This is a genomic window from Kocuria sp. (assembly GCF_030538595.1).
Lineage (GTDB): Bacteria > Actinomycetota > Actinomycetes > Actinomycetales > Micrococcaceae > Kocuria.
Genome location: NZ_JAUNTS010000006.1, coordinates 16,780 through 37,971 on the forward strand (window position 1 = coordinate 16,780; position 21,192 = coordinate 37,971).

The 21,192-nt window shown below is 62.3% G+C and carries 7 protein-coding genes; 1 reads left to right on the forward strand and 6 read right to left on the reverse strand.

What is annotated here, in order from left to right:
* Positions 1 to 62: 62 nt before the first annotated feature.
* Genes Q4G32_RS06590 through Q4G32_RS06600 form a run of 3 tightly spaced genes read right to left on the reverse strand, consistent with a single transcriptional unit; the run spans position 63 to position 3,753 of the window.
* Positions 63 to 1,415: a lysine N(6)-hydroxylase/L-ornithine N(5)-oxygenase family protein gene (locus tag Q4G32_RS06590; protein ID WP_303350164.1), complete on the reverse strand. Its 1,353-nt coding sequence runs from the start codon at positions 1,413 to 1,415 to the stop codon at positions 63 to 65.
* A 60-nt stretch (positions 1,416 to 1,475) separates the two neighbouring features.
* Positions 1,476 to 3,104 carry a (2,3-dihydroxybenzoyl)adenylate synthase gene (locus tag Q4G32_RS06595; RefSeq protein ID WP_303350166.1) on the reverse strand — a complete coding sequence of 543 codons (1,629 nt, stop codon included), beginning with the start codon at positions 3,102 to 3,104 and terminating at the stop codon, positions 1,476 to 1,478.
* Positions 3,097 to 3,753, reverse strand: a complete 657-nt coding sequence (locus Q4G32_RS06600; RefSeq protein ID WP_303350168.1) for an isochorismatase family protein — start codon at positions 3,751 to 3,753, stop codon at positions 3,097 to 3,099. The genes Q4G32_RS06595 and Q4G32_RS06600 overlap by 8 nt, the downstream gene beginning before the upstream one ends.
* Before the next feature lie 152 nt (positions 3,754 to 3,905).
* Here Q4G32_RS06600 and Q4G32_RS06605 point away from each other — a divergent pair, with 152 nt between their 5' ends.
* A complete protein-coding gene (locus Q4G32_RS06605; protein WP_303350170.1) occupies positions 3,906 to 5,129 on the forward strand; it encodes an isochorismate synthase in 1,224 nt (407 codons plus the stop codon).
* 143 nt (positions 5,130 to 5,272) lie between these two features.
* On the opposite strand, the gene Q4G32_RS06610 is transcribed toward Q4G32_RS06605, so the two are convergent.
* The 3 genes from Q4G32_RS06610 to Q4G32_RS06620 all read right to left on the reverse strand — a co-directional run bounded on the left by Q4G32_RS06610 (position 5,273) and on the right by Q4G32_RS06620 (position 21,169).
* Positions 5,273 to 5,476, reverse strand: coding sequence for an MbtH family protein (locus Q4G32_RS06610; protein WP_303350171.1), 204 nt, complete (start codon positions 5,474 to 5,476; stop codon positions 5,273 to 5,275).
* A gap of 72 nt (positions 5,477 to 5,548) precedes the next feature.
* Positions 5,549 to 6,565, reverse strand: coding sequence for a Fe2+-enterobactin ABC transporter substrate-binding protein (locus Q4G32_RS06615; protein ID WP_303350172.1), 1,017 nt, complete (start codon positions 6,563 to 6,565; stop codon positions 5,549 to 5,551).
* Between the two features lie 120 nt (positions 6,566 to 6,685).
* Positions 6,686 to 21,169 (reverse strand): non-ribosomal peptide synthetase, encoded by a 14,484-nt coding sequence (locus tag Q4G32_RS06620; protein ID WP_303350174.1) that lies wholly within the window; start codon positions 21,167 to 21,169, stop codon positions 6,686 to 6,688.
* Between the last annotated feature and the right edge of the window lie 23 nt (positions 21,170 to 21,192).

The following is a 21,192-nucleotide window of genomic DNA, read 5'->3' on the forward strand; positions in this document are numbered from 1 at the left end:
CTCACTGCCTACAAGGCCCCGGCCAATACTCCGGCATCGTCAGCTCACTCCATGGCCAGACTTCAACGTGTCGGAGCGAATCTCTTTCCCGCTTGTTCGGAAATCACACCGGTTTCAGCGCCCGCTTCCTCGTCCGCCGCACTGTGTTCCCGGACACTGTCATTCGGCAGGTTTGCTGCTTGCAGTTCGATCAGCCGCTCCAGGATTTCCCCGCTCCGCACCGCCAGATTCGACAGCAGCGAGGAAGTCAGCCCGTGACTGTGCTCAACGCCTCCGTTGAGAAACACGTCCGGAGCGCCGTCCTGCTTGGGAGACCAGCGGTAATCGCGCAGTACCTCGGGCCGCACACCGTCGTGCCGATACCACTGGGCGTCATTCCCAAAGAGCTCGATCGGGTCGGCCTGGCGGTAGCCGGAACCGAAGACTACGAGGTCGGCTCGCAGCGTACTGAGCTCGCCCGTCATGAGATCACGAACGGTCACGGTCACACCGTCGTCATCCTCCACGCATTCCAGCATTTCGGTGCAGTTGTGCATGAAGAGGCGACGACGCCCCGTTACCCGCTCCTCGTACTCACGGTTGTACAGCGACTCGATCAGTTCCGGGTCCACCGCTGAATAGTTTGTACCCCGATGGTAGGCGAACATCCGGTCCCGAACCCCCTGCGGGGCAGCGTGCCACCGGTCAACCATCTCCGGGTCGAAAATCCGGTTGGCAAAGGGGCTGTCATCCGCCGGGGTGTAGCCCACTTTGCTGAACACGGCGTGGACTGTGGTTTCGTCGTCCTGAGCGTGAAGGTACTCGACAACCTCGGCGGCACTTTGCCCCGCCCCGATGACGACGACCTGACGTGGTGAAAGTAACCGGTGAGCTGCGACGTCGAGAATCTCATGGGTGTGGACCAATCGTGCTGAGCGCTCGATACCTTCCGGCAACCGGGGTTGCAGGCCGGGTGCGTGCACCACGGCGCGAGTGTGCAGCTCTTCGCCGGAAGCCAGCTTGATCACCGCTGCCCCCTCCGTGGGTTCCACCGTCACTGAGATGACCTCAGCCCCGTACCAGACCTGATCAGCGACCGCTTCAGCTGCCCAGGACAGGTAATCGGAGAACTCCTCGCGGGAAGGGAAGAACGTCTGCTTATTCACAAAATGTTCCAGCCGGCCTCGCCCTTGCGCATAGGCCAGGAAGGAAAGAGGGTGGGTGACATCCCGGAAAGATACCAGATCTTTCAGGAAAGAGATTTGCATGGTCACACCAGGCAGCATCATGCCCGGATGCCAGGAGAATACCTCTCGCCGCTCCAAAAAAAGCGCCTTGACTCGCTCCTGCGGAGAAACCGTTCTATTGTAATCATCAATGGCAATCGCCAAAGCCAAATTAGCCGGGCCGAACCCAATTCCAACAACATCGTACATGAAAGACCTCGATTCACATTTCTAGGGAGACTACGTGAACACGTAAGCGAGAGAAGCGAACTATTGTCGCTGATGTTTCTTACTTACCTTTCCGACACCCGTTTGGGGGAATTTTTCAACAACACGAAAATCATCGGGTATAGCGAACGATGCCAGACCGCGATGGCGCAAGAATCGACGTAGCTCACCGGGGCCGGGAATAGCTGCATCCGCCCCCGGACGCGCGATCAGGTAGGCGCAAACCCGTTCACCCAAAACCTCGTCAGGCAATCCCACAACCGAAACATCATGGATGGATTCGTGAGCCAACAGTTCGTTTTCAACCGCCTCCGGGGCGATCTTCTCTCCACCCCGATTGATCTGGTCTTTGTCTCGCCCAACCACCACTAGGTGGCCGCTAGGACGCTGCCGCACGATGTCCCCAGTGCGGTAAAAACCATCCTCGGTAAAGGACCGTGCATTGTGCTCGGGCGCCCTGTAGTAACGACGGATGGTGTACGGACCCCGGGTGTAGAGCAAGCCAGGTTCCCCCTGCGGTACGGGATGACCGTCGTCGTCGAGTACCTTGACCTCATCGTGCTCAGACATGGGCTTACCCTGGGTCTGCACCACAGTCTCTAGGTCATCATCCAAGCGCGTGTAGTTCACCAACCCCTCCGCCATACCGAAGACCTGCTGGAGCTGGCACCCGAGGTCCGGACCCACCCTTCTGGCTGCTGTATCACTGAGTTTGGCCCCACCCACCCACAACGTCCTGAGCGAGGACAGGTCGTGGTCCCCGCGGGTTGGAGAGTTGAGCCAGGACAGTAACAGCGGGGGCACTAAAGCCACATGGGTGACAGCATGGCGAGCGATGGTACGCATACACGTCGTGGGACTTGGGTCGGCGGCAATGACCACGTGCGCACCCGTATAAAGGGCACCCAGAATCCCCGGTGAGCTCATAGTGAAGTTGTGCGCACAAGGCAGGACGACCATCATGACGTCATTCCGGCGCAGATCACAGATCTCCACGCTGCGGCGCACCGAATATAAGTAATCATCGTGGGTGCGCGGGATGAGTTTGGGAATCGCCGTCGTACCACCCGAGAGCTGAAGAAATGCCAAAGCACTTGGCTCAACCTGAACTGGCTCTACGTCCTTCACTGATGAATCAACAACCCACGGTTGTGGCAAGGATTCGTCAATCTCGATCGTCGCCACCTGGGGAGTTTCGGTATTGAGTGACTCAACAACCGATTCGCCCTCGGATGGTTTCGGTGGTGAACCGAGGTAGGCCACGGCCCCGGAAATCTCACAAAAGTGCCGGATTTCCAGCGCCCCGTGCGCGGGCAGGGCAAATACTGGTACCGCCCCTAGGGAAAACAGTGCAGCAATTGCCTCGACAAAGGCCACCGAGTTGGGCAATTGCACGACCACTTTGTCACCTGGCGCAATTCCCTTGGCAGCTAATGCCGCGCGGGCTGAACTGATGGATGCCCCCAGTTGCCCGTAAGTCAAGCTGCGGTAACGGTCCGTGGCTGCGGGTAACTGGGAATGCCGCAAGATCGCTTCCTCGAGGAAGTCCCAGTGGGTTTGACCGACCCACAGCCCCAAAGCTCGGTAGCGTGCGGCTGCGTCAGCGGGCACCCCGGTCGCTAGCAAGGTGGTGCTGTCTTCGCGAGCAAGGTCCACTACTGACTTAACCAAGTGTCGCTCCTAGCCGGGCTGCATACCTCATGGATTCGAGCACGTTCTCGCTGGACACGGATCGCCCGCACCGTTTGGCCACGTAGTCGACGGCACTCAGGTGCTCGGCGGCTGAGAAGTCGGCAACGGCGTCGTGCACCAGAAAGGACTGAATGTCCTGCATAAACGCCTCGGCGGCCGTCATCTGGCATCCCATGTGCGCATATACGCCAACGATGATCAGCTGATCGCGACCCGCTCGGGCCAGTAGATCCCGTAGATCGGTGCGCTGAAAAGCTGAATAACGCCATTTGGTGACCACAATGTCCTGGGCGGTCGGCCGCAAGGCATCGATCACCTCTGTATCCACGCCCGCGGCCATGCCATCACCCCAGAAGTCGCGCAGCAACCCCCGTCGGGCGGGATGCTGATCACCGGGCTGCACGGAGTAGACCACGGGCACCTCAGCGGCCCTGGCCGCGGCCACAATCCGCTGCATGTTCGTCACCGCTGTGGCCACCGGATCTTGATCGAGGTCATAGGCACGCAAGAAGTACTTCTGCATGTCGTGAACAAGCACGGCACTGCGAGCCGAGTCCACAACCCAATCGACCCGGTCTGCCTCCGAGGGCGAAGGAATCAAGTAGCTGTCGATCTTTGGAATGGGCATCTAGGTCCTCTCCAGATGTTGGGGCTTGGATGCAAATATTAGGTTAGCCTACCCTTAATTCATCGTCGTGTAACCATCGGACCAGTTCAGGAGCCATCATCACCACCTCAGGCCAGACTCCAACGTTCGTACTCACGGACAACACCCGCACCGTGGTCGGAACCGGGGTGCGGCAGGAATTGACCACCGCCGATGCAGCCCTGCGAGCGCTGAGCACGCACCGGGCGCAGGTTGTGGCTGGCTGTATCCCGTTCGATACGCACGCACCCACCGCCTTGTTCGAGCCAAACAGGTGGGAGACCTTTGACCGTGGGTGGCTCGAACATCGCGGGGAACAAGCCTTGGCAGCCCTTGACTCCACGAGCCTTTCCGCGCCAAATCGGAGTGGATTGCCGGGGGAAATCCAATACCGCGAGCTTCCTGGTCCCGATGAACATCTGCGCCGCGTGCACGATGCGGTGTCGAAAATTCGTGCGGCTGCCTCTGTGACCGTGGCATCGGACTCCGAGGCAGCGGACACTCCCGCGCCAGAAGCTATGTCAGCAGAGCCGATCGCGCTCGAGAAGGTGGTGCTCGCCCGGGCTCTGGAGATGCACTTGCCATCCCCCGTGCAGCCCATGTCGCTGCTCGATCGGATGGTGGCCCAGGACCATCACGGTCGTGGCTTCCTCTCCGCACTCAGCGCAGCCGGGGAACGCTTTACGGGTACGCACATGGTGGGCTCCAGTCCAGAGATTCTTATCGAACGCCGCGGCAACCAAATATTCACCCACCCCTTGGCGGGCACGATGAGGCGCGAGCCCGATGACCGGCAGGCCGACCGCAACGCAGCTCTAAGCCTTCAGAACTCGTTCAAAGACCTGGACGAACATCGCTTCGTCGTCGAGGCGATCGAACAGACGCTGCGCCCTCTGTGCTCTGACCTAGACGTCCCGCCCCTTCCCACTCTCACCCACACCCCGCATGTTTGGCATTTAGGAACCCCGATCACGGGAACCCTCAAGTCACCGACGACGACGGCGCTGGAGCTAGCCCTTGCCCTACACCCCACTCCAGCTGTGGCCGGCACCCCGCAAGCCCAAGCGATCGAGCATATCCAGCAAGTGGAGGCGGACCGGGGCTTTTATGCAGGAGCTGTTGGTTGGTCAGACGCTTCCGGGGATGGCCACTGGCGAGTTCTGCTGCGAGCAGCCCACATCAGCGACGACGGCAGCACAGTAATCGCCCAAGCCGGCGGCGGAATCGTTGCTGACTCCATCGCAGAGGACGAACTACTGGAAACCTATCTCAAGCTCTCCCCCGTGGTATCGGCTTTGGGCGGGCAGCAATGGCTCAAGGCGCATGTGGATGCGGTTGCCGCTGTGGGCCGCAGGTGAGCCAATCCAGAGATCTGGTGCAGATCTCTGGATTCGGGTACTGAGCGTAAGCGAGGCGCTCCAGTCCTAGATGCGTCAGTCATAGGTACGAAGAACGGCGCACGGGTACCGGGACAGGCCCCGGCCCCCGTGCGCCGTCGTCGTCACCGAATCGAACGCGGCCTCATGTCCGTCCAGTGTTGTTCGACGTACTCAAGGCACTCCGCTCGAGAGGCACCGTCACCGGTGCCGTGAACAACCTTCCACCCCTCAGGTACCTCTCGAAATGTCGGCCATAGGGAGTGCTGGTCCTCATCGTTGACCAGGACACGGAACTTGCCGTCTTCATCGTCAAACGGATTGGCCACGGTTGATCTCCTCTGCTGTGATTCTTATGTAGGTGAACTGATGGTGGACACGCAGTCCAGCGGGTTTTCAGATCAGCTGAACATCTCCTCGATCTGATCCAAGGTGCCCATCGCGCCGTCGTAGTCCGGGCGGTAGCTAGCCGCAGGCAGCTCGTACACCTGATCGTCTTCAAAGGCCGGCAGCTGCGAGTAGACGGAATCTTCCTTGAGTTCATCCGCAGTCTTGCCACCCAGGTTGATCACGAATGCAGTCTGCGCATCGGCCACCGTAGGTAGAACCTCGGTGCTCACGTTGAACGAATCACCCGAGCCGTAGAGCTCCGGTTCGCCGGCCTTCGTGTAGACGTCAGAGGCAGTGAAGCCCAGGGATTCCAGCTGCTTAGGGAGAGCCGCATCCGCGGGGATGAGGCTGGGCTCGTCGGTGGACAGGCTCAGCAAAACCTCGAACTCACCTTCAGGCACCGTGATGGCTTCCTTGACTTCTTCAACGCGCTCGTCATAAGCGGAAATCATCTCGTTGGCCTGGTCTTCCTTGCCCAGGGTCTCTGCAATCATGTTGAGCTCACCCTGCCAGTCGGTCACCGAGCTGGGGACCAGGACCGTGGGGGCGATCTCTTTCAGATCGTCGTAGGCCTCTTCGGCCTGGACGGCCGTGATGCCCTGACCGCCACCGATGATCAGGTCAGGCTCGGCTGCAGCCACTGCTTCAACGCTGAGCTGCTCTCCACCGGGAAGGGCTTCGGTGCCCTGCTCCTCTGCCTCATCCGCCCAGGCTTCCGGGAAGTCACTAGACAAGTCGGTCACGCCGATCACACGGGTGTCGGTGGCCACCACCGGAGCATCCAAAGCGAAAACGTAACCGGCCAGGCTTCCGGAGAGCACGACGATGCGTTCGGCATCTGCGGGGACCTCAATGTTGCCCTGGTCAGTTTCAATCGTGCGGGTCGAATCACCGGCGGCATCGGTAGCCGAATCATCGCCGAACCCGCCGTTACCGCATGCCGCAAGGGCAAAGACGGCGATCATGGCAACCGCGATCATTTTCAGGAACCCCAAGGGGCCCCACTTGTGGAGGGTGTTTGTGTTCATGGAGTATCTCCTCATTTCCATGTCATTTCGCAATGACGTCAGCTGCTCGGCTACCGCCGAGACTCTTGGATCCTGCCCGGGGACGGGGAGGTCTTGTGGGCCGCTTCAACTCCGTCGAGATCATGGTTTCGGTCGTTTTGAGGTGCCCCTGGGCGACCGAAACCATGATCTCGGCGGAGTTTTGCGTGGCGGGGTGGATGTACCCACTGCGGGAGTTCCCGCGAGCAAAGCGGCAATTCGATCCCAACCAGCCGGTGCGGCCAAGCCGGAATGGGTGAAAGGTATGTGGTGAACGGTCAGGGCATCGCCGTGGTACTGGCGCCAGTGCCGCTCGGGTGCCCAGCTGGCGTGCCCGGGGCGAGCTACGACACCCCGACCGGAGGATTCACCCTGCGCATCCGGTGATGGTGCAGGTATGTCGTCGGCGACCACCAACGTGACGTGACCATCGAATGCACACGGTTCGGAGGTTGCCAACAGCTCAGTGCAGCGCTGCAAGTTCTTGCCCAACTGCTCGATCAACTCGGGTGAACGCTCATGAAGGCCTTCGACAAGACCCGCAAGTTCGGTTACCTCCGCTGTGGACAGCTGCAGTCCGGCATGGGCAACAGGCTCACCTTGGTCGTCGTTGTGCTCGGTCGGGGGCTCCCCTGTCCAACGACGCCGGTGTCCGGCTGGTTCGGCATCTAGGATGCCGAGGAAGGCGACGTCGTCGCCTTCCTCCCTGAAGAGCGCGGCGATGTGGTGAGCCATCGTTCCACCGAAGGAATAGCCCAGCAGATGGTAGGGGCCATGCGGTTGAATGGACCTGATAGTTGCCGCGTACTCCCTGGCAGCGGCGGCCATGGTGTACGGCCGCACATCAGCATCGAGTGGGTTGTCCGGGAGTTGGAGGCCAACTATTGGACGACTACCCGGCAGCCTGGTGGCCAGCGGGAGGAACGGCCATGCGAACCCGCCACCGGGATGGATGCACACCAACGGTTCGCCGGTGCCTTTTCGGAGGCGAAGAACGGGTTCGTGTCCCCACGCAGCCTGGGCCGGCTGCGCTGCGGATTCTGCTTGTGGGGCAGAGGCCCATGATGTTGCAGATGCCAGTTGCGCAGCAGATTCGGCATGAGTGGCAGTTTCGGCGCGGGTGGTAACTAACTCAGCCAGCGTCTTGCCTGCCAGGAGATCGACTGCCGAGACATCGATTCCGTGGCGTTGACTGGCCAAACCGGAGGCCCGCATGGCGGTCAGGGAGTCTCCGCCGAGGTCCAGGAAGGACAGTTCCGGGTCCACGGTGCCTGCCTCCAGCTCCAGGAGCTCTTCGACCAGCGAACACCAGGAACTCTCCAGGCCAGGTTTCGGGGCGCGGGTGCGTTCATTGTGTCCTGCCGTGGCCGAAAGTGCCGAGCGATCCAGCTTTCCGTTGGGTGTCAGCGGGAACTCGTCGACCAGCTCCACCCGGGAAGGCACCTGATGTGATGCCAGACTCTCGCGCAGCCGGGCTCGAATCCACCCAGGGTCCGGTTCGGCCCCGTCTTCGGGCAACACCCAGGCCACCAGGCGCGATCCGCTGTGCCCTGCCCCGGTGCCACCGCGGACATCGACAGCGCACGCGCTGACTCCATCCAATGCAGCCGCCGCGGCCTCAGTCTCGCCAGGTTCCACCCGCATTCCGCGCACCTTCAGCTGCCGGTCGACGCGCCCAAGGTAGGTCACGACGTCGTCGGCTTCCCGGCGAACCAAGTCTCCGGTCCGATACATCCGGGCCCCAGACTGATCCGGATCGGCCACAAAGGCGGCAGCCGTGATTCCGGGCCTGCCCACATATCCGTGGGCAAGGCCGTCCCCGGACAGGTACAACTCGCCGGCGGCCCCCACCGGCACGGGGCGCAGACCGGAATCCAGGATGCGCGCTTGCGCATTACGAACCGGTTTGCCCAGACAAGGGCGAACATTGCCGGTAACAGGCGACCCGAAGGCGTTGATGGTGAACTCGGTGGGGCCGTAGAGATCGTATCCATCCACGTCCGGACGGTCTCTGAGCAGCGTCCACAGCTCTTGCGGCACGGCTTCGCCTCCGAGCATCACCAATGACGGGCGTCCGGGGCCCTCGAGCAGCTCCACCGCTACGAGTTCCCGCGCGTAGGAGGGGGTCACGTTGAGCACATCAATGCCAACGCGGTGGTAGTGCTTAACCAGGGCTACGGGGTTGATCCGCAGGTCCTCGTCGATCACGTGCACTTCATGGCCGCGCAGCATCCAGAACAGTTCTTCCCAGGACATGTCGAAAGCGAAATTGACGGTGTGGGCCACCCGTACGGATCGCTGCAAGCGATCCACAAGTGGATCGAAAATCTCCTCAACATGGTTGTGGTACATACTGGTCAGACCCCGATGCCCCACAAGCACGCCCTTTGGCATGCCCGTGGAACCGGAGGTGTAGATCACGTAGGCGGGCTGATCGCTGTCGACAGGACCGCTGACCGCTTCCTCATCCACCAACGGGGCTGAAGAGCGCCCATCCAAGATCGCTTGGATCTCAGCATCCTCCAGATCGACCACGGCACGCGGCCCGGTAGCACTCTGCGGCAGGCTGGCCGCAATCCTGGCGGTTGTCACCAAACCGGCCGCACCGGCGTCATCGAGCAATTGGGCGCTGCGTGTGGCCGGTTGTCCGGCTTCCAAGGGGAGGTACGCCGCACCCGTGCGCATGACTGCGAAGATTGCCACCACGTGATCGGCGGTGCGTGGCAAGCAAATGCCGACGACATCCCCCGCCCCCAACTTCCTATCTGCCAGGATGCGAGCCATGCGATCCACGCGCTGCTCCAGTTCGCTGGCAGTCAACGAGAAATCTGGCCCCACCAGGCTGGTCGCATGCGGCAAGTCTGCCGCGAGTTGCCGCAGCAGCATGTCGACGTCCCCTCCCGGCTGGCCTGCGGCAGGTACGGGGCGCCGGGCCGGTTCCAGCGCGGTATTGGCGTGCGGGGTGACAGCACCAACCGGAGGTCCTACAGCCGTTCCGTGCACGGCAGCCACCGGTGTGGTGGCCGGGTCCACAGTGGCCAGTTGCTCCAGGACCCGGTTCAGACGCGACAGTACCTCGCTGGCGTATTGGGTTGCGATCCGCTCTTGGTGGTACTCAACGGCAATCCGTCCCGGCCCCGAACCGTCGCCAGGATCGACATCCAGAACCAATCCGTAATGGGTGGCGTCTATCGCATGAGCGTGCGTGACCCCTGCACGCCGGAACAGCTCGCCGCGAGCCTGCGCGTCCCTGGGTGTGTTCCGGTAGACCACCAAGGTGTCAAACAAGGGCGTCATCCCCAGCGTTCGTTGAATCTTGCCGAGTCCCACCGCGTGGTGAGCCGTGAGCGCACCCTGGTGGCGGAACGTCGTGGTCACGAGTTCAGCGATGAGTTGGTGAGGACGCGAGTTGACGCGGAACGGAACGGTGTTCAGGGTCAAACCGACCATATCCTCCACACCGGAGACCTCGGGGTCCCGTCCCGACACGGTGGTACCAAAGACGACGTCGTCGTTGCCGGTCAGCTCCTTGAGCACCAGCCCCCAGGCCAAGTGGACGAGCGTGGCACGGCTAACGCCGAGCGAAGCTGCCACCGATTTCAAACCACTCTCTGTTTGCTCGCTCAGCTCGCGTTCCAGCATGGAGGGCACGGGATGGACCAATGCGGTCTGCGGCGCGATCAGCGTCGGTTGGTCCAACTCGGCCAGGTAACCGCGCCATGCCTCAAGACCGTCCGTCTCGCTTGCGCCGTCCAGATGACGCAAATAGCGCTTGAAGTCCGGGGCCGGTGGCAAAGGCGGCCTAAGAGCTTCGGTCGTGGCTTGCGCCGCACCAGGACCGGTGGCGTTGGCGGCACGCGGGTGCTCAACGGAGGGATCGCTGCGGTGCATTAGGAAGAGTTGGAACAGTTCCTCGAAGAGCACCGATTGCGACCAGGCATCCGTCAACAAGTGGTGCTGGGTGATGATCAGTTCCCCGGTGCCATCGGGTAAAACTCCCAGGAAAGCGTTGATCAGCGGCGGCCGTTGGGGGTCGATCCCGCGTTCGAAGGATGCTTTGGCTTGCGCGTCCAGTTCTGCTTGATCCTGAACCTCCCGTTGGGTCCAGGGCATGGGGTGGACATCCAATAGGAACTGAATGGGCGTACCTGACCCACGGTGGGTGAAGCCAGCGCGCAGCATGGGGTGGCGCGTATACAGGGCATCGCAGGCCCTGCGCAGTGCTTGCACGTCCACGGGTGCTTCCAGGCCGAACCGGTGCTGGACCACGTAGGCATCCGAGCCGTTGGCGCGGTCCAGCACGGACTGTAAGTACATGCCTTCCTGCAGAGGTGTTACAGGCAAGACTTCGACCCAATTCGGAGCTAATTCGTCCAAGACTTGGGCGAGCTGGTCTGTGACCTCGACTCCCTCGGACGCTCTCGCGTCACCGGATGGCTGTGTGTCTTCCCCTACCTCCTCGCCGGTCGACTCAGCCGCAGCCGCCAGTGAGGCCAACTTGGGATGGGCAAAGACCTGGGCAACAGACAGCTCGAGTCCACGTTCGCGGGCCATGGCAACCAGACGCACGGACATAATGCTGTCTCCGCCCAAGGCAAAGAAATCGTCATCTGGACTAACCGTGTCCAGGGCCAGCAACTCGACAATAACCTCGCACATCGCCTGCTCGGCCCGAGTGGCGGGGGCCCTGCCCGAGCCGGTTGGAATGTGCGCCTCGGGCAGCGCGGCCCGATCAACTTTCCCGTTGGCGGTCAATGGGATGGCATCTACCGCAGTGATGACCGACGGCATCATGTACTCCGGCAGGCTGCGGGCCACGTGCTCCTGCACCCGCCCAACCTCACCCGCGGTAGCCACCTCTGAAATGGCAACCTGAGCGGCGGCGTCGCTGCTGCCATCGCCGGGTCCATGCTCCGGGTCCCCACGGCCACGACGATCCTCGGCCAGGACGATGTAGGCGAGTAATCGAGCCGTGCCCTGAGCATCCTGGCGGACTACTGCCGCTGCCTGGCTGACGCCATCCACGTTGCGCAATGCCGTTTCGACTTCACCGAGCTCCACGCGATGACCGCGAACCTTGACTTGATCATCTGCCCTGCGCAGGAAGTACAACATTCCATTACGGCGCACCACCAGATCGCCTGTCCGGTACATCCGCTGACCGGCCCTCTGAGGATCGGCCACGAATCGTGCTGCGCTCAGACCGGGCTGCCCCAGATAGCCCCGTGCCACCTGCGCACCACCCAAATAGAGTTCACCGGCCACCCCGTCAGGTACGGCACGCAGTGCCTCATCGAGCACCCTTACGCGCACATCCGTCCAGGGTGCGCCGATGCTGACTGGACCAGTTCCAGTCACGCCAGCCGTAGTTGCCCAAATAGTGACTTCAGTAGGTCCGTAGACGTTGTGCACCTGAGCGCAGTGCTCCGTCATGCCGACGGCGAGATCGTTGGGCACCGCTTCGCCGCCGATCAGTGCTCGCACCCCGGTCAACGCCGGTGAGCCCGAACGCAAGGCGGCCTCCAGGAGTCCACGCCAGAGTGTCGGGGTGGCCTGCAGCACCGAAGCCTTGGCCAAGGTCAATTGCTCGAGCAGTAGCTGCGGGTCAAGCACGGTGCCGCGGTCCGCGATATGGACAGTGGCGCCGACGAGTAACGGGGCAAACAGTTCCAGCCCCGCGATGTCAAAGGAGGCTGTGGTTACGGCCACCAGCGACTCCTCCGCACGCACCCAACCGAGTTCGATGGCCGAATGCAGGAAGGCGGCCAGATTGGCCCGCGTGACCATCACGCCTTTGGGGCGCCCCGTGGAGCCCGAGGTGTGCAGGATGTAGGCCAGGCCGTCGTCGGCCCGCGGAACCGGTGCCAAGTGCGGCGCCACCCGCTGGTTCCAAGCGTCTTCGATCAGCACAATTGGCGTGCCCTGAACGGGTAGCTGCTCCCGCAGGGAGCATGTAGTCAGCAGGCAATCCGGCTGCCCGTCCTGCACAATCACGCTCAACCGTGAGGCCGGGTGGTCAAGATCCAAAGGTAGGTAAACCGCACCCAATCGCTGAATAGCCAGAAGTGACAAGGGCAAGGTGCGGTCTCTGGGGGCAGCTACCGCAACAATGCTGCCCTCCCCCACCCCATGGGAGGCGAGGTGGGCGGCAAGGCTGGTCACGGAGTCCGCCAGTTGCCCGTAGGTGACCTGGCCCCCGTGATCCGTGACGGCTATCCGACCCGGGGTCATCATCGCCTGCAGCTCGAAGGCTTCTGGCAAGCTCAGTAGCCGCCGGTTCCGCACGGGCGGATCAGCGGGCTCTTCCAAGCCCAGGGACAAGTCGGTGAGCCTAGCCTGCGGTCCGCTCAGAATCTGCTGCAGCACTGTTTCAACGGTGTCGGCCAGCAGGGCCACGGTGTCTGAGGTAAACACGTCAGTGGCTCCGACCAGCCGCAACGCGGTCGATGATCCGTTGTACTCCGTCCCGCTCCCCTCCGCGTTGTCCACCAGCCAAACTCCGACGTCGAATCTGGCGTTAGCCGTACGAACTTCCAGTTCTCGGGTAGCCAAGTTCCCGATGTTCGGCACGGGAGCCTGCGCCTCGTAAGACACCAGGGTTTGGAACACGGGGTGTCGCGCGCGGTCGCGGGTGGGGTGCAGCAACTCCACGACTCGTTCGAAGGGCAGCTGCGCATGTTCTAGCGCGTTTAGAGAACTCGTGCGGATCGCGTCCAGGGTCTGTTCAACCGTAGCTGTGGGGTCCAGTTGGCACCGGACAGCCATCGTGTTGACGTGATACCCAACGCTGCGCTTGTCATCAGCAAGGTCGTCGCGCATCGCTACGGTGCTACCCAACGGGAGGTCGTGGCCGGCACCCAGCATGGACCAGGACACAGCGACGGCGGTGCGCAGCAGCATCAGCGGCGTGACGCCGTGGCGCGCGCAGGCCTGTGCCAGCTCCCGGCTCAGGTGAGTTCCCAGCTCCCTTATCTCTGTGTGCCCGCGGTAGGTCGGGTGAACTGGTCGGGGGTGATCGAACGGCAAATCGAGTGCCTCGGGTAGCCCGGATAGTTCCCGGGCCCAGAACGCCTCGTCCCGCTGCGCCTGCACCTCATCGGATGCGACGGCGGAACTGCGCTGAGCACTTGCCTCCCACCGTGGCGCTCTGCCCACCACACGGTGGGTGTAGGCCGTTGAAAGATCGGTGAGCAGCGGTTCGATAGATTCTGCGTCGATCGCAATGTGGTGAAAGTTCAACAGCAGAATCGAGCGGTGATGCCTTCCCGGCTCTGCGGCGGGCACCGCACCGGATGCCTGGGCGCGCTCGGGGGATTCAACCTGCAGTAACGCTGCCCTCGCCGGTGCTTGCTGGGTGATGTCCACAGCATGCTGCGGGTCGGTGAACCACTGGCTGATGTGATCCTCCACCGGCCAGGATTCACCGCTACCCCACGGTGCCCGCATCGAAGATGTCCAGCTGCTCAGTCCGGGAACCTCGTCAACCGTGAGCACCTTGACCCCGGGGGTTCCTCCGGGGAGTTCGGGGTAGATCGTACGCAGAATCGGATGATGCTCAAGGACATCCAGCCACGCCGTTTCGAGTGCTGTAGCGTCCACAGGCCCTGTCAGTTCAAGTGCGACAGGAACGTCATAAACATGAGATGGCCCCTCCAATTGGTGGAGGAACCACAGCCGTTGGGCCGCCTCCGAAAGTCCCGAAATCCCGTTGTCGCGGGCAGCGCTCTCGTTGTTTTGCGCTGTGCCGCTATCGCTGTCGTGGGTCGCGCCGTCGTCGCTGTCGTGGCCAGCGCCATCGTTGTGGCGGGTCGCGCCCTCGTCGTCAACGTGGGTCACGCCGTCGTCTAGCGCGTTCTGTTCGGTCTGAGCTGCAGCAGCGATGCCCGCAGGTGTGCGTTGCTGCAGAATCTGGGTCAGTCCCACGGAGACCCCCCGATGCCGAAGCCGCCCCAGCAACCGCATGGCAGTCAGGGAGTGGCCGCCCATGGCGAAGAAGTCGTCGTCAGCCGCCACGGCGCCGCGGCCCAACAGGTCCGCCATCTCCGCAGACACGGTGGCCACCAATTGCTGCGACGGTCCGGTTGATGACGCGCCTGCACCTGCATGGGTCAGTGCACCTGGCCCAACCTGGTGGCCCTGTTCGGCAATCGTCTGCGGTGCAGATGTTGCATCAATTGCCAGTTCTGTCGGTGTACCCTCCGTGGCCAGGTCGGTCACAACATCCAGGTCATCGACTGTTCCAGCTGCGGTCTCAATGTCCGCGAAGGTGGCCTGCGGGTTGGTATACACCGTTTCTATGACTCTGGTGAGCTCTTCACGCAGCATCTGGGCAACCCCCGGTGCGATCCGGGAGGGATCATGTTCCAGAATCACCCTCTGGCCATCTCCCGGAGGCACCATGACATTGACGGGATAGTGGGTGCCGCCCGCGCTGTGGATGTTGACCACACGCGGCAATTGGGTGCTGTCAAACCGTGCGGCCGGAGCGTTTTCGTAAACCACCAAAGAATCGAAGATGGGCCCGAGCCCAAGGTCGCGCTCGATCTCCGCCAGGGACGCAGACTCGTAGTCGCTCATACTGGCCTGCTCGGTCTGTAGCCGCGCGAAGCACTGCAGCAGGGCAACGTCCCGGGTGACCGTGAATCTGGCGGGCAATGTATTGGCAAACAAACCCACCGTGTTTTCGATGCCCGGTAGATCGGTGGGCCGCCCGGAAACTGTCACACCGAAGACAACGTCGTCGTGCTCTGTGGTTTTACACAAGACCGTGGCCCAGGCCCCCTGCAGCAACGTGTTGGCGGTCAGTCCGTGCTCGCGTGCAAAGCGAGCCATGTTCCCGGCCATCTCAGGGTCCAATGAGAGAACTGTGCGGACGGGTTCGACGGCGCTCTGCGCGTCCTGTCCTTTGTCGGCCGCAATGTCTGCTTCACACAGCTCCGTCAGCAGCGTGGGTGCAGTCAACCCGTGAAGTCGTGTCCGCCATGCCCCAAGCACTGAAGTACCCGTTGCAGAGTGCAGTTGGGCCAGATACTCGGAGAAGGGTGCTGCGTGGGGCAGGTCCCCGCCCTGGTCATGGTAAAAGGCCATCAGGTCACGAACCATCAAGGGCGTAGACCAGCCGTCCGTGACCAGGTGGTGGCCACCCAAGACTAGAACCGAGGCTTCCGCGGAAAGTTTGAGGTGGGTGGCTGCGATCAACGGCGCTTGAGCAACATTTACGGCGCGTGTAGCCATGGCCTTCAAGACGCTGTCTACCGAATATCGTGCAGCCTCAGGAGGCAGCGCAGATAAGTCCACCACTTCCCACGCGATCTGCACATTGCGGGGAATCACTTGGACGGGCTCGCCCAGCGTGTCGACGTCGAAAGCGGCTCGGAGCACGGGGTGCCGGGTGAGGACTGCGTTGAATGCTTCCTGTAACCGATCCGGATCGAGCTGCCCCTGAATCTCCAACGCGGCGGCTAGGACATAAGCATCGTCCGCGCCGTCGGCCAACGCGTGAAAAAGCAAGCCTTCCTGCAATGGCGAAAGCGGCAGAACGTCATCGACGCCACCATGACATTGGTCCAAGGCATTGATCTGCTGTTGGTCCAGTTCCAGGAAGGATAAATCGGATGGGCTGGTGCCACCCAGAGTTTCCGCGCGAGTGGCATGCGTGCTCAGGGCCGACAGGGCTTGCTGGAAACTCTGCTGCAACTGCGCCAGGTCGTGCTCAGAAAAGATCCCGCCCGCGCAACTCCACTCGACCGTCAGACCCGGATTCGCCCCGGAGGATGGGAACACGTTGACGGTGAGGGGCTCCGTCAAGCGACGGTGGGGAGATTCGATAACTCGGAACGCCCGTTCGCTGTCCAAGGCCCAGAAACCGGCGGAGGTTGTGAAGTCGGTGAGGACATTGAGCACGACTTCTGGTTCGGGTAGCGCCTTCAGTTGCTGGCTCGGCTCTCCGTCGCCTTGCCGCAGCAGACCGTACTGCGTGGTGTCTGTCACTGCGCGGCGGGCCTCTTTGGCAGCCAACAGCAGTGCCGCTGCGGCCGAACCCCCCTCCAATACGGATTGCAACGTCTGATCATCGAGTACGCGTCGTCGATCGCCGTCATCCGGACCCTGAACGGGCCGCCCCAGAGCGGGAGAGTTCACCTGCACGGGGAACTCAGTTGTAAACCAACCCACCGTTTCAGAGAGGTCAAGGTCGGCGGAAGGCAAATCACGACCGTGGCTTTCCAACGTCACGGGGCGCACCATGGGCTCGCAGATTCCCCGGTCCCGGTCGAAAAGCGCCAACGACAAGTTCAGTCCTGCCAAGAGCACTTCCTCGGGCCGCATGCGGTAAGCAGCCGCTAGTTCCTCGGTCAATACACGGGTGGTGTTGGGATCGATCCAACTCAACGCGTGCCGGGCCGTTGCCACGGTGTCAAACTCGGGATCGAGTCGCCTTGCACCTAGTGGTGCGTCAGGACCATCACTTAGCATTCGGCTCCAAGTCTCAGCGGCTTTCGCTGACCCGCCCCGCTCAACCTGCGCTTGCAGTGCAAGTGCGGCGGTTCGCCACGATGCACCAACCGGACGTTGTTCCAAAACGATGCCGTGCACAGCAGATTCATAGAAGCGCTGCAAGTCCTGAAGGATGATCCGCCAGGACACAGCATCGACCGCCAGGTGGTGGATCACCACCAGCAGGCGATCACCGTCAACGTCTTCACCGTGTTGGTGCTCTCCCTGGGACTCCAAACCGGAGAAGCCCTCACCGGGCAGGATCGTCATCTGGATGACGGTGCCGGCTTCCGGATCGAGCCGACCGGTCAGTTCGTGGGCCCACCGCTCGGCGACGTCCCCGGCGTCGCCGTCGTGCTCCCCCTTACTTCCCGCAGCATGACCCGGCACAACTCGCTCAGTCGCCCCTTCGTGCTCGGCTGTATCTACCAGCACGTCCCGGGCCTGCACGGCACCGGCTCGTCTGATGTAGAGCCAAGGACGAGGTTCACCCGAGTCGGTGGAGAGCACCAGGCGCAGAGCATCATGGCGATCCAGCAACGTAATCACGGCGTGCTCAAGCGCAGCGCGATCCAGCCGGGTCCCCGTGTGCAGAACCGCCCATTGCGCGTGAGTGCGCAAGGACTCGCGGGTAGGTGCCGCAGCCAGCTGGGTTTCAACCACTGCAGATACCGGAAAGGAGCCAATGGGCAGATCGGCGTTATACCCATCGTCGTCAGTGACCGATCCCGTTTCCGTGAAAGATTCTGTAGCAGCCCTGGTCGAATCCGTGACCTGTGCTGCCGCGCCTTCGTGTGCCAACGGCCGCGCCCGTGCTGCAACACCGGACAGTGGTGTCGCGCCTAAAAGGTCCTGGGCAGTCACACGCAGACCACGTTGTCTGGCCTGGGCAACCACGGTCAGGGCAGCAATACTGTCCCCACCCTGACTGACAAAGTCGCGATCCATGCCGACGGCGCCCGGCAAGGTTGTCCCGGACCGGTTCAGGGTCTCTGTAATGACCTCCGCCAGGATCATCTCCGCCGCGGTTTCCGCTGTTCGCTGGCTGGGACCGAGATCGGGGGCAGGTAGAGCGGCGCGGTCGACCTTGCCGCCAACGGTGGTGGGCAGTGCCTGGAGGACTGTCACGTGGGCCGGGATCAGGTATCCAGGGACTTTCTCCGCCAGGTCCGCGCGGATGGATTCTGGGCTGGGTGCGCTGCCCTTGACGGGGACGATGTAGCCCAGAAGCGTCGCATCATGACTCTCGCCGGCAATGGTGACGACGGCGGTGGCCACATCCGGAAGGGAATTGAGTGCCCCTTCAACTTCTGCGGGTTCAACCCTTTGACCGCGAATCTCTACCTGCTCATCAGCCCGGCCCACGTGGACATATCCAGTTCTAGGTTCCCATCGTGCGAGGTCACCGGTACGGTACAAGCGTTGACCGGGATTAAAGGGATCGGCCACAAACCGTGTGGCCGTCTCCCCCGGTCCATTGAGGTATCCCCGGGAAAGTTGCGGGCCACCCAGATACAGCTCTCCGATTTCACCGTCCGCCACGGGATGGAGATCAATGTCGAGGATGAACGCATCGGTTCCGTACAGGGGTCGTCCGATGGTCACTGTCGGCCCTTGAACGCGAGCGGCGATGGCGTCCACGGTAGCCTCGGTAGGACCGTACAAGTTCCATGCCTCCTTACCGGAGGCGATTACCGCGCGCCACAGATTCTCTGGCAGTGCTTCCCCGCCGAAAATCAATGTGGTCGGGGTTCCTTCAGCTTCCAGCAGCCCGAACTCCACCAGAACTGAGGCCAACGACGGAGTGGAGTCCAAGACATCGATCTCGTCCTGACGCAGAGCGCCCAGGAAGGCCAAGGCGTCACCGGTGATCTCGGCGTCGTAGACGTGAACGGTATGCCCCCCGAAGATCCACGAAAGCTGATCCAAGGCCGCATCGAAAGAGAACGATGCAGTGTGAGCGACGTTCAGCTGTTGTTTGCCAGCCTTGGCAACGGCCCGGGGGAACAGCTCGTCGAGGTGATGGTTGATCAGATGAGCCAACGACCCCCTCGAAATCTGCACCCCCTTGGGCCGCCCCGTGGTCCCGGAGGTGTGCAAAACGTACGCCAAGGTGCCGTCCTCGACCTCCCGGTAGGACGGATGGCGGCCTTCTTCCCACGCGATCTCCTCCCAGATAATCCGCGGCGCCAGCGGGCAAGTCTGGGGATCACCTTGCCGATCCGTGATGACGACGACCGGAGCTGTTTGTTCGGAGGTCTCCCGCCGACGGGCGGTCGGGTGTGCGCGGTCGAGCATCTGAAAGGCACCCCCGGCCAGCAGAGTGGCCAAGGCGCCGAGCACCATTTCGTGCCCGCGTGGCAGGTCCAGCAGCACCACATCTTCAGGCCCAACGCCGAGGTCTTGGAGCAGGGCAGCCATGTGCTTGACTTGCCGCAGAACTTCGGGACCGGTGAGCGACGCGCGGGAATCCACCAGCGTGGCGGCATCCGAACGTGAACTACCGATCCGAGTGATGAGCTCCGCCAGATCATCGGTTCGGCGGGGCTTGGACCGCTCGACTCCACCCAAGCTGCGGTTAGCCATGCCGGATGCGTTCTTCGTTCCGTCATCGACTGTGGCCAGGGCGTTGATAGGTGCGCTACCGCAGGCCCCCGAGCGCCTGGTTCGCATCCGGTCAATCTCGCTCGGCTCTAGGGCAGCGACCCGCCCCAAGGCCGGTAGCGCCGGGTCCATGAGGCCGCGCAGAAATCGGGTGAAACTTACCAACCGGTCAGCGGCCCTCTGGCGCGAGACCCTAGCAGGATCGGTCTCAAAGCTGAGCTGTAGCCATGTCCTGGGTACCCCGGAAACCGAGGTGTCATGGTCGTCGCCCGTGGTCACATCTGGCTCAAGCCTTGGAGTCACCGTGATCCCCAGGTCTTCGGGTGGGCCACCAGCCACGTTTCGAAGCACCCCGGCGACCCCTGCAAAATCTAGTTCCGGGTTGAACACCTTGATATTCGCCCCCACGCCGTGCAGCAACGCACCAGCACCCGGAACTCCTAGAGCATGGGGAAGCTCCTCGCCCCGATACCTCTGGTGCTCCCGCATGGACGCCACGGTCGCCGAGACCATGCGTGCCAGATCGGTCAACGTGTCCGCGGGGTTCACCGCAACCCGCAGCGGCAGAATATTGACCGCCATGCCCGGGGTCTTCAGGGCAGCCGATCCTTGGCGAACCATCATGGGCAATGCCAGGACGACGTCGTTGCTTCCCTGCAGCCGGCGAATATACGCGGCGTAACCTGCCAGGAGCGTGTCCACCCATGTGACTCCAGCATCGGCGGCCATCTCCTTGAGCCGATCGACGTCATCGGCGTCAAGATTCGATGAAATGAACACCGGCCGCGCACCGGGATCCTTGGGGCCCGCGTCACGGGAGCGGGTACTGGGCGGGGGCGTGAACGTGTCCACCCAGTAGTCGCGATCGCGCCGGTGACTTTCGCTACTTCGGTAGCCCAGGTCTTGCTCCACGAGTTCGCGGACGGCGTGCTGGCCAGATTCCGGTAAGGATGCGCCAGAAATTTCTGCACGATAGCGGGCTGCGATACGGCGGGTGAGCATGGCCGCGGAGTAGCCATCAACGATCAGGTGATGGTAGAGCTGCAACAACCAGACAGTCTGATCATCTAAACGCAGGATGAGGTACTTATGCAGGCAGCGATTCGTCATGGCCGCGCATTGCTCGGCCATGCGGGTGCGTTCGTCGTCGACGATGGCGTGGGCAAACGCGTATGAATCAGCGGCTTCAGATAGGTTCCGGATTTCGGGGTCGGCCACGGGCTCGTGCGCCACGCGCTGCTCGGGGCCATTATGGCCCTCGCGAAACCGCAGGCGCAGGGTCTCGGTCTCCTCAACCGTTGCCCGAACGGCACGCGCCAACGCAGCTGTGTCCACCCGACCCGCGCCGATTTCGACCACCTCTCCGACCACGTAGAAGGGAGATGCTTGCTCTAGCCGCTGTGCATTCCAGATGCCCAGTTGCGCTCCCGACAAGGGGAACCACTCACCTACTGTGCTGGCGGCCATCGTTGGCATCGTCTCCGTCATGCTTTCCTTCCACGTCACAAGAC

Coding starts and splice junctions, on each gene's coding strand:
- Q4G32_RS06590 (WP_303350164.1), bottom strand. CDS start 1,415: ATGTACGATGTTGTTGGAATTGGGTTCGGCCCGGCTAATTTGGCTTTG.
- Q4G32_RS06600 (WP_303350168.1), bottom strand. CDS start 3,753: ATGCCCATTCCAAAGATCGACAGCTACTTGATTCCTTCGCCCTCGGAG.
- Q4G32_RS06615 (WP_303350172.1), bottom strand. CDS start 6,565: ATGAACACAAACACCCTCCACAAGTGGGGCCCCTTGGGGTTCCTGAAA.
- Q4G32_RS06620 (WP_303350174.1), bottom strand. CDS start 21,169: ATGACGGAGACGATGCCAACGATGGCCGCCAGCACAGTAGGTGAGTGG.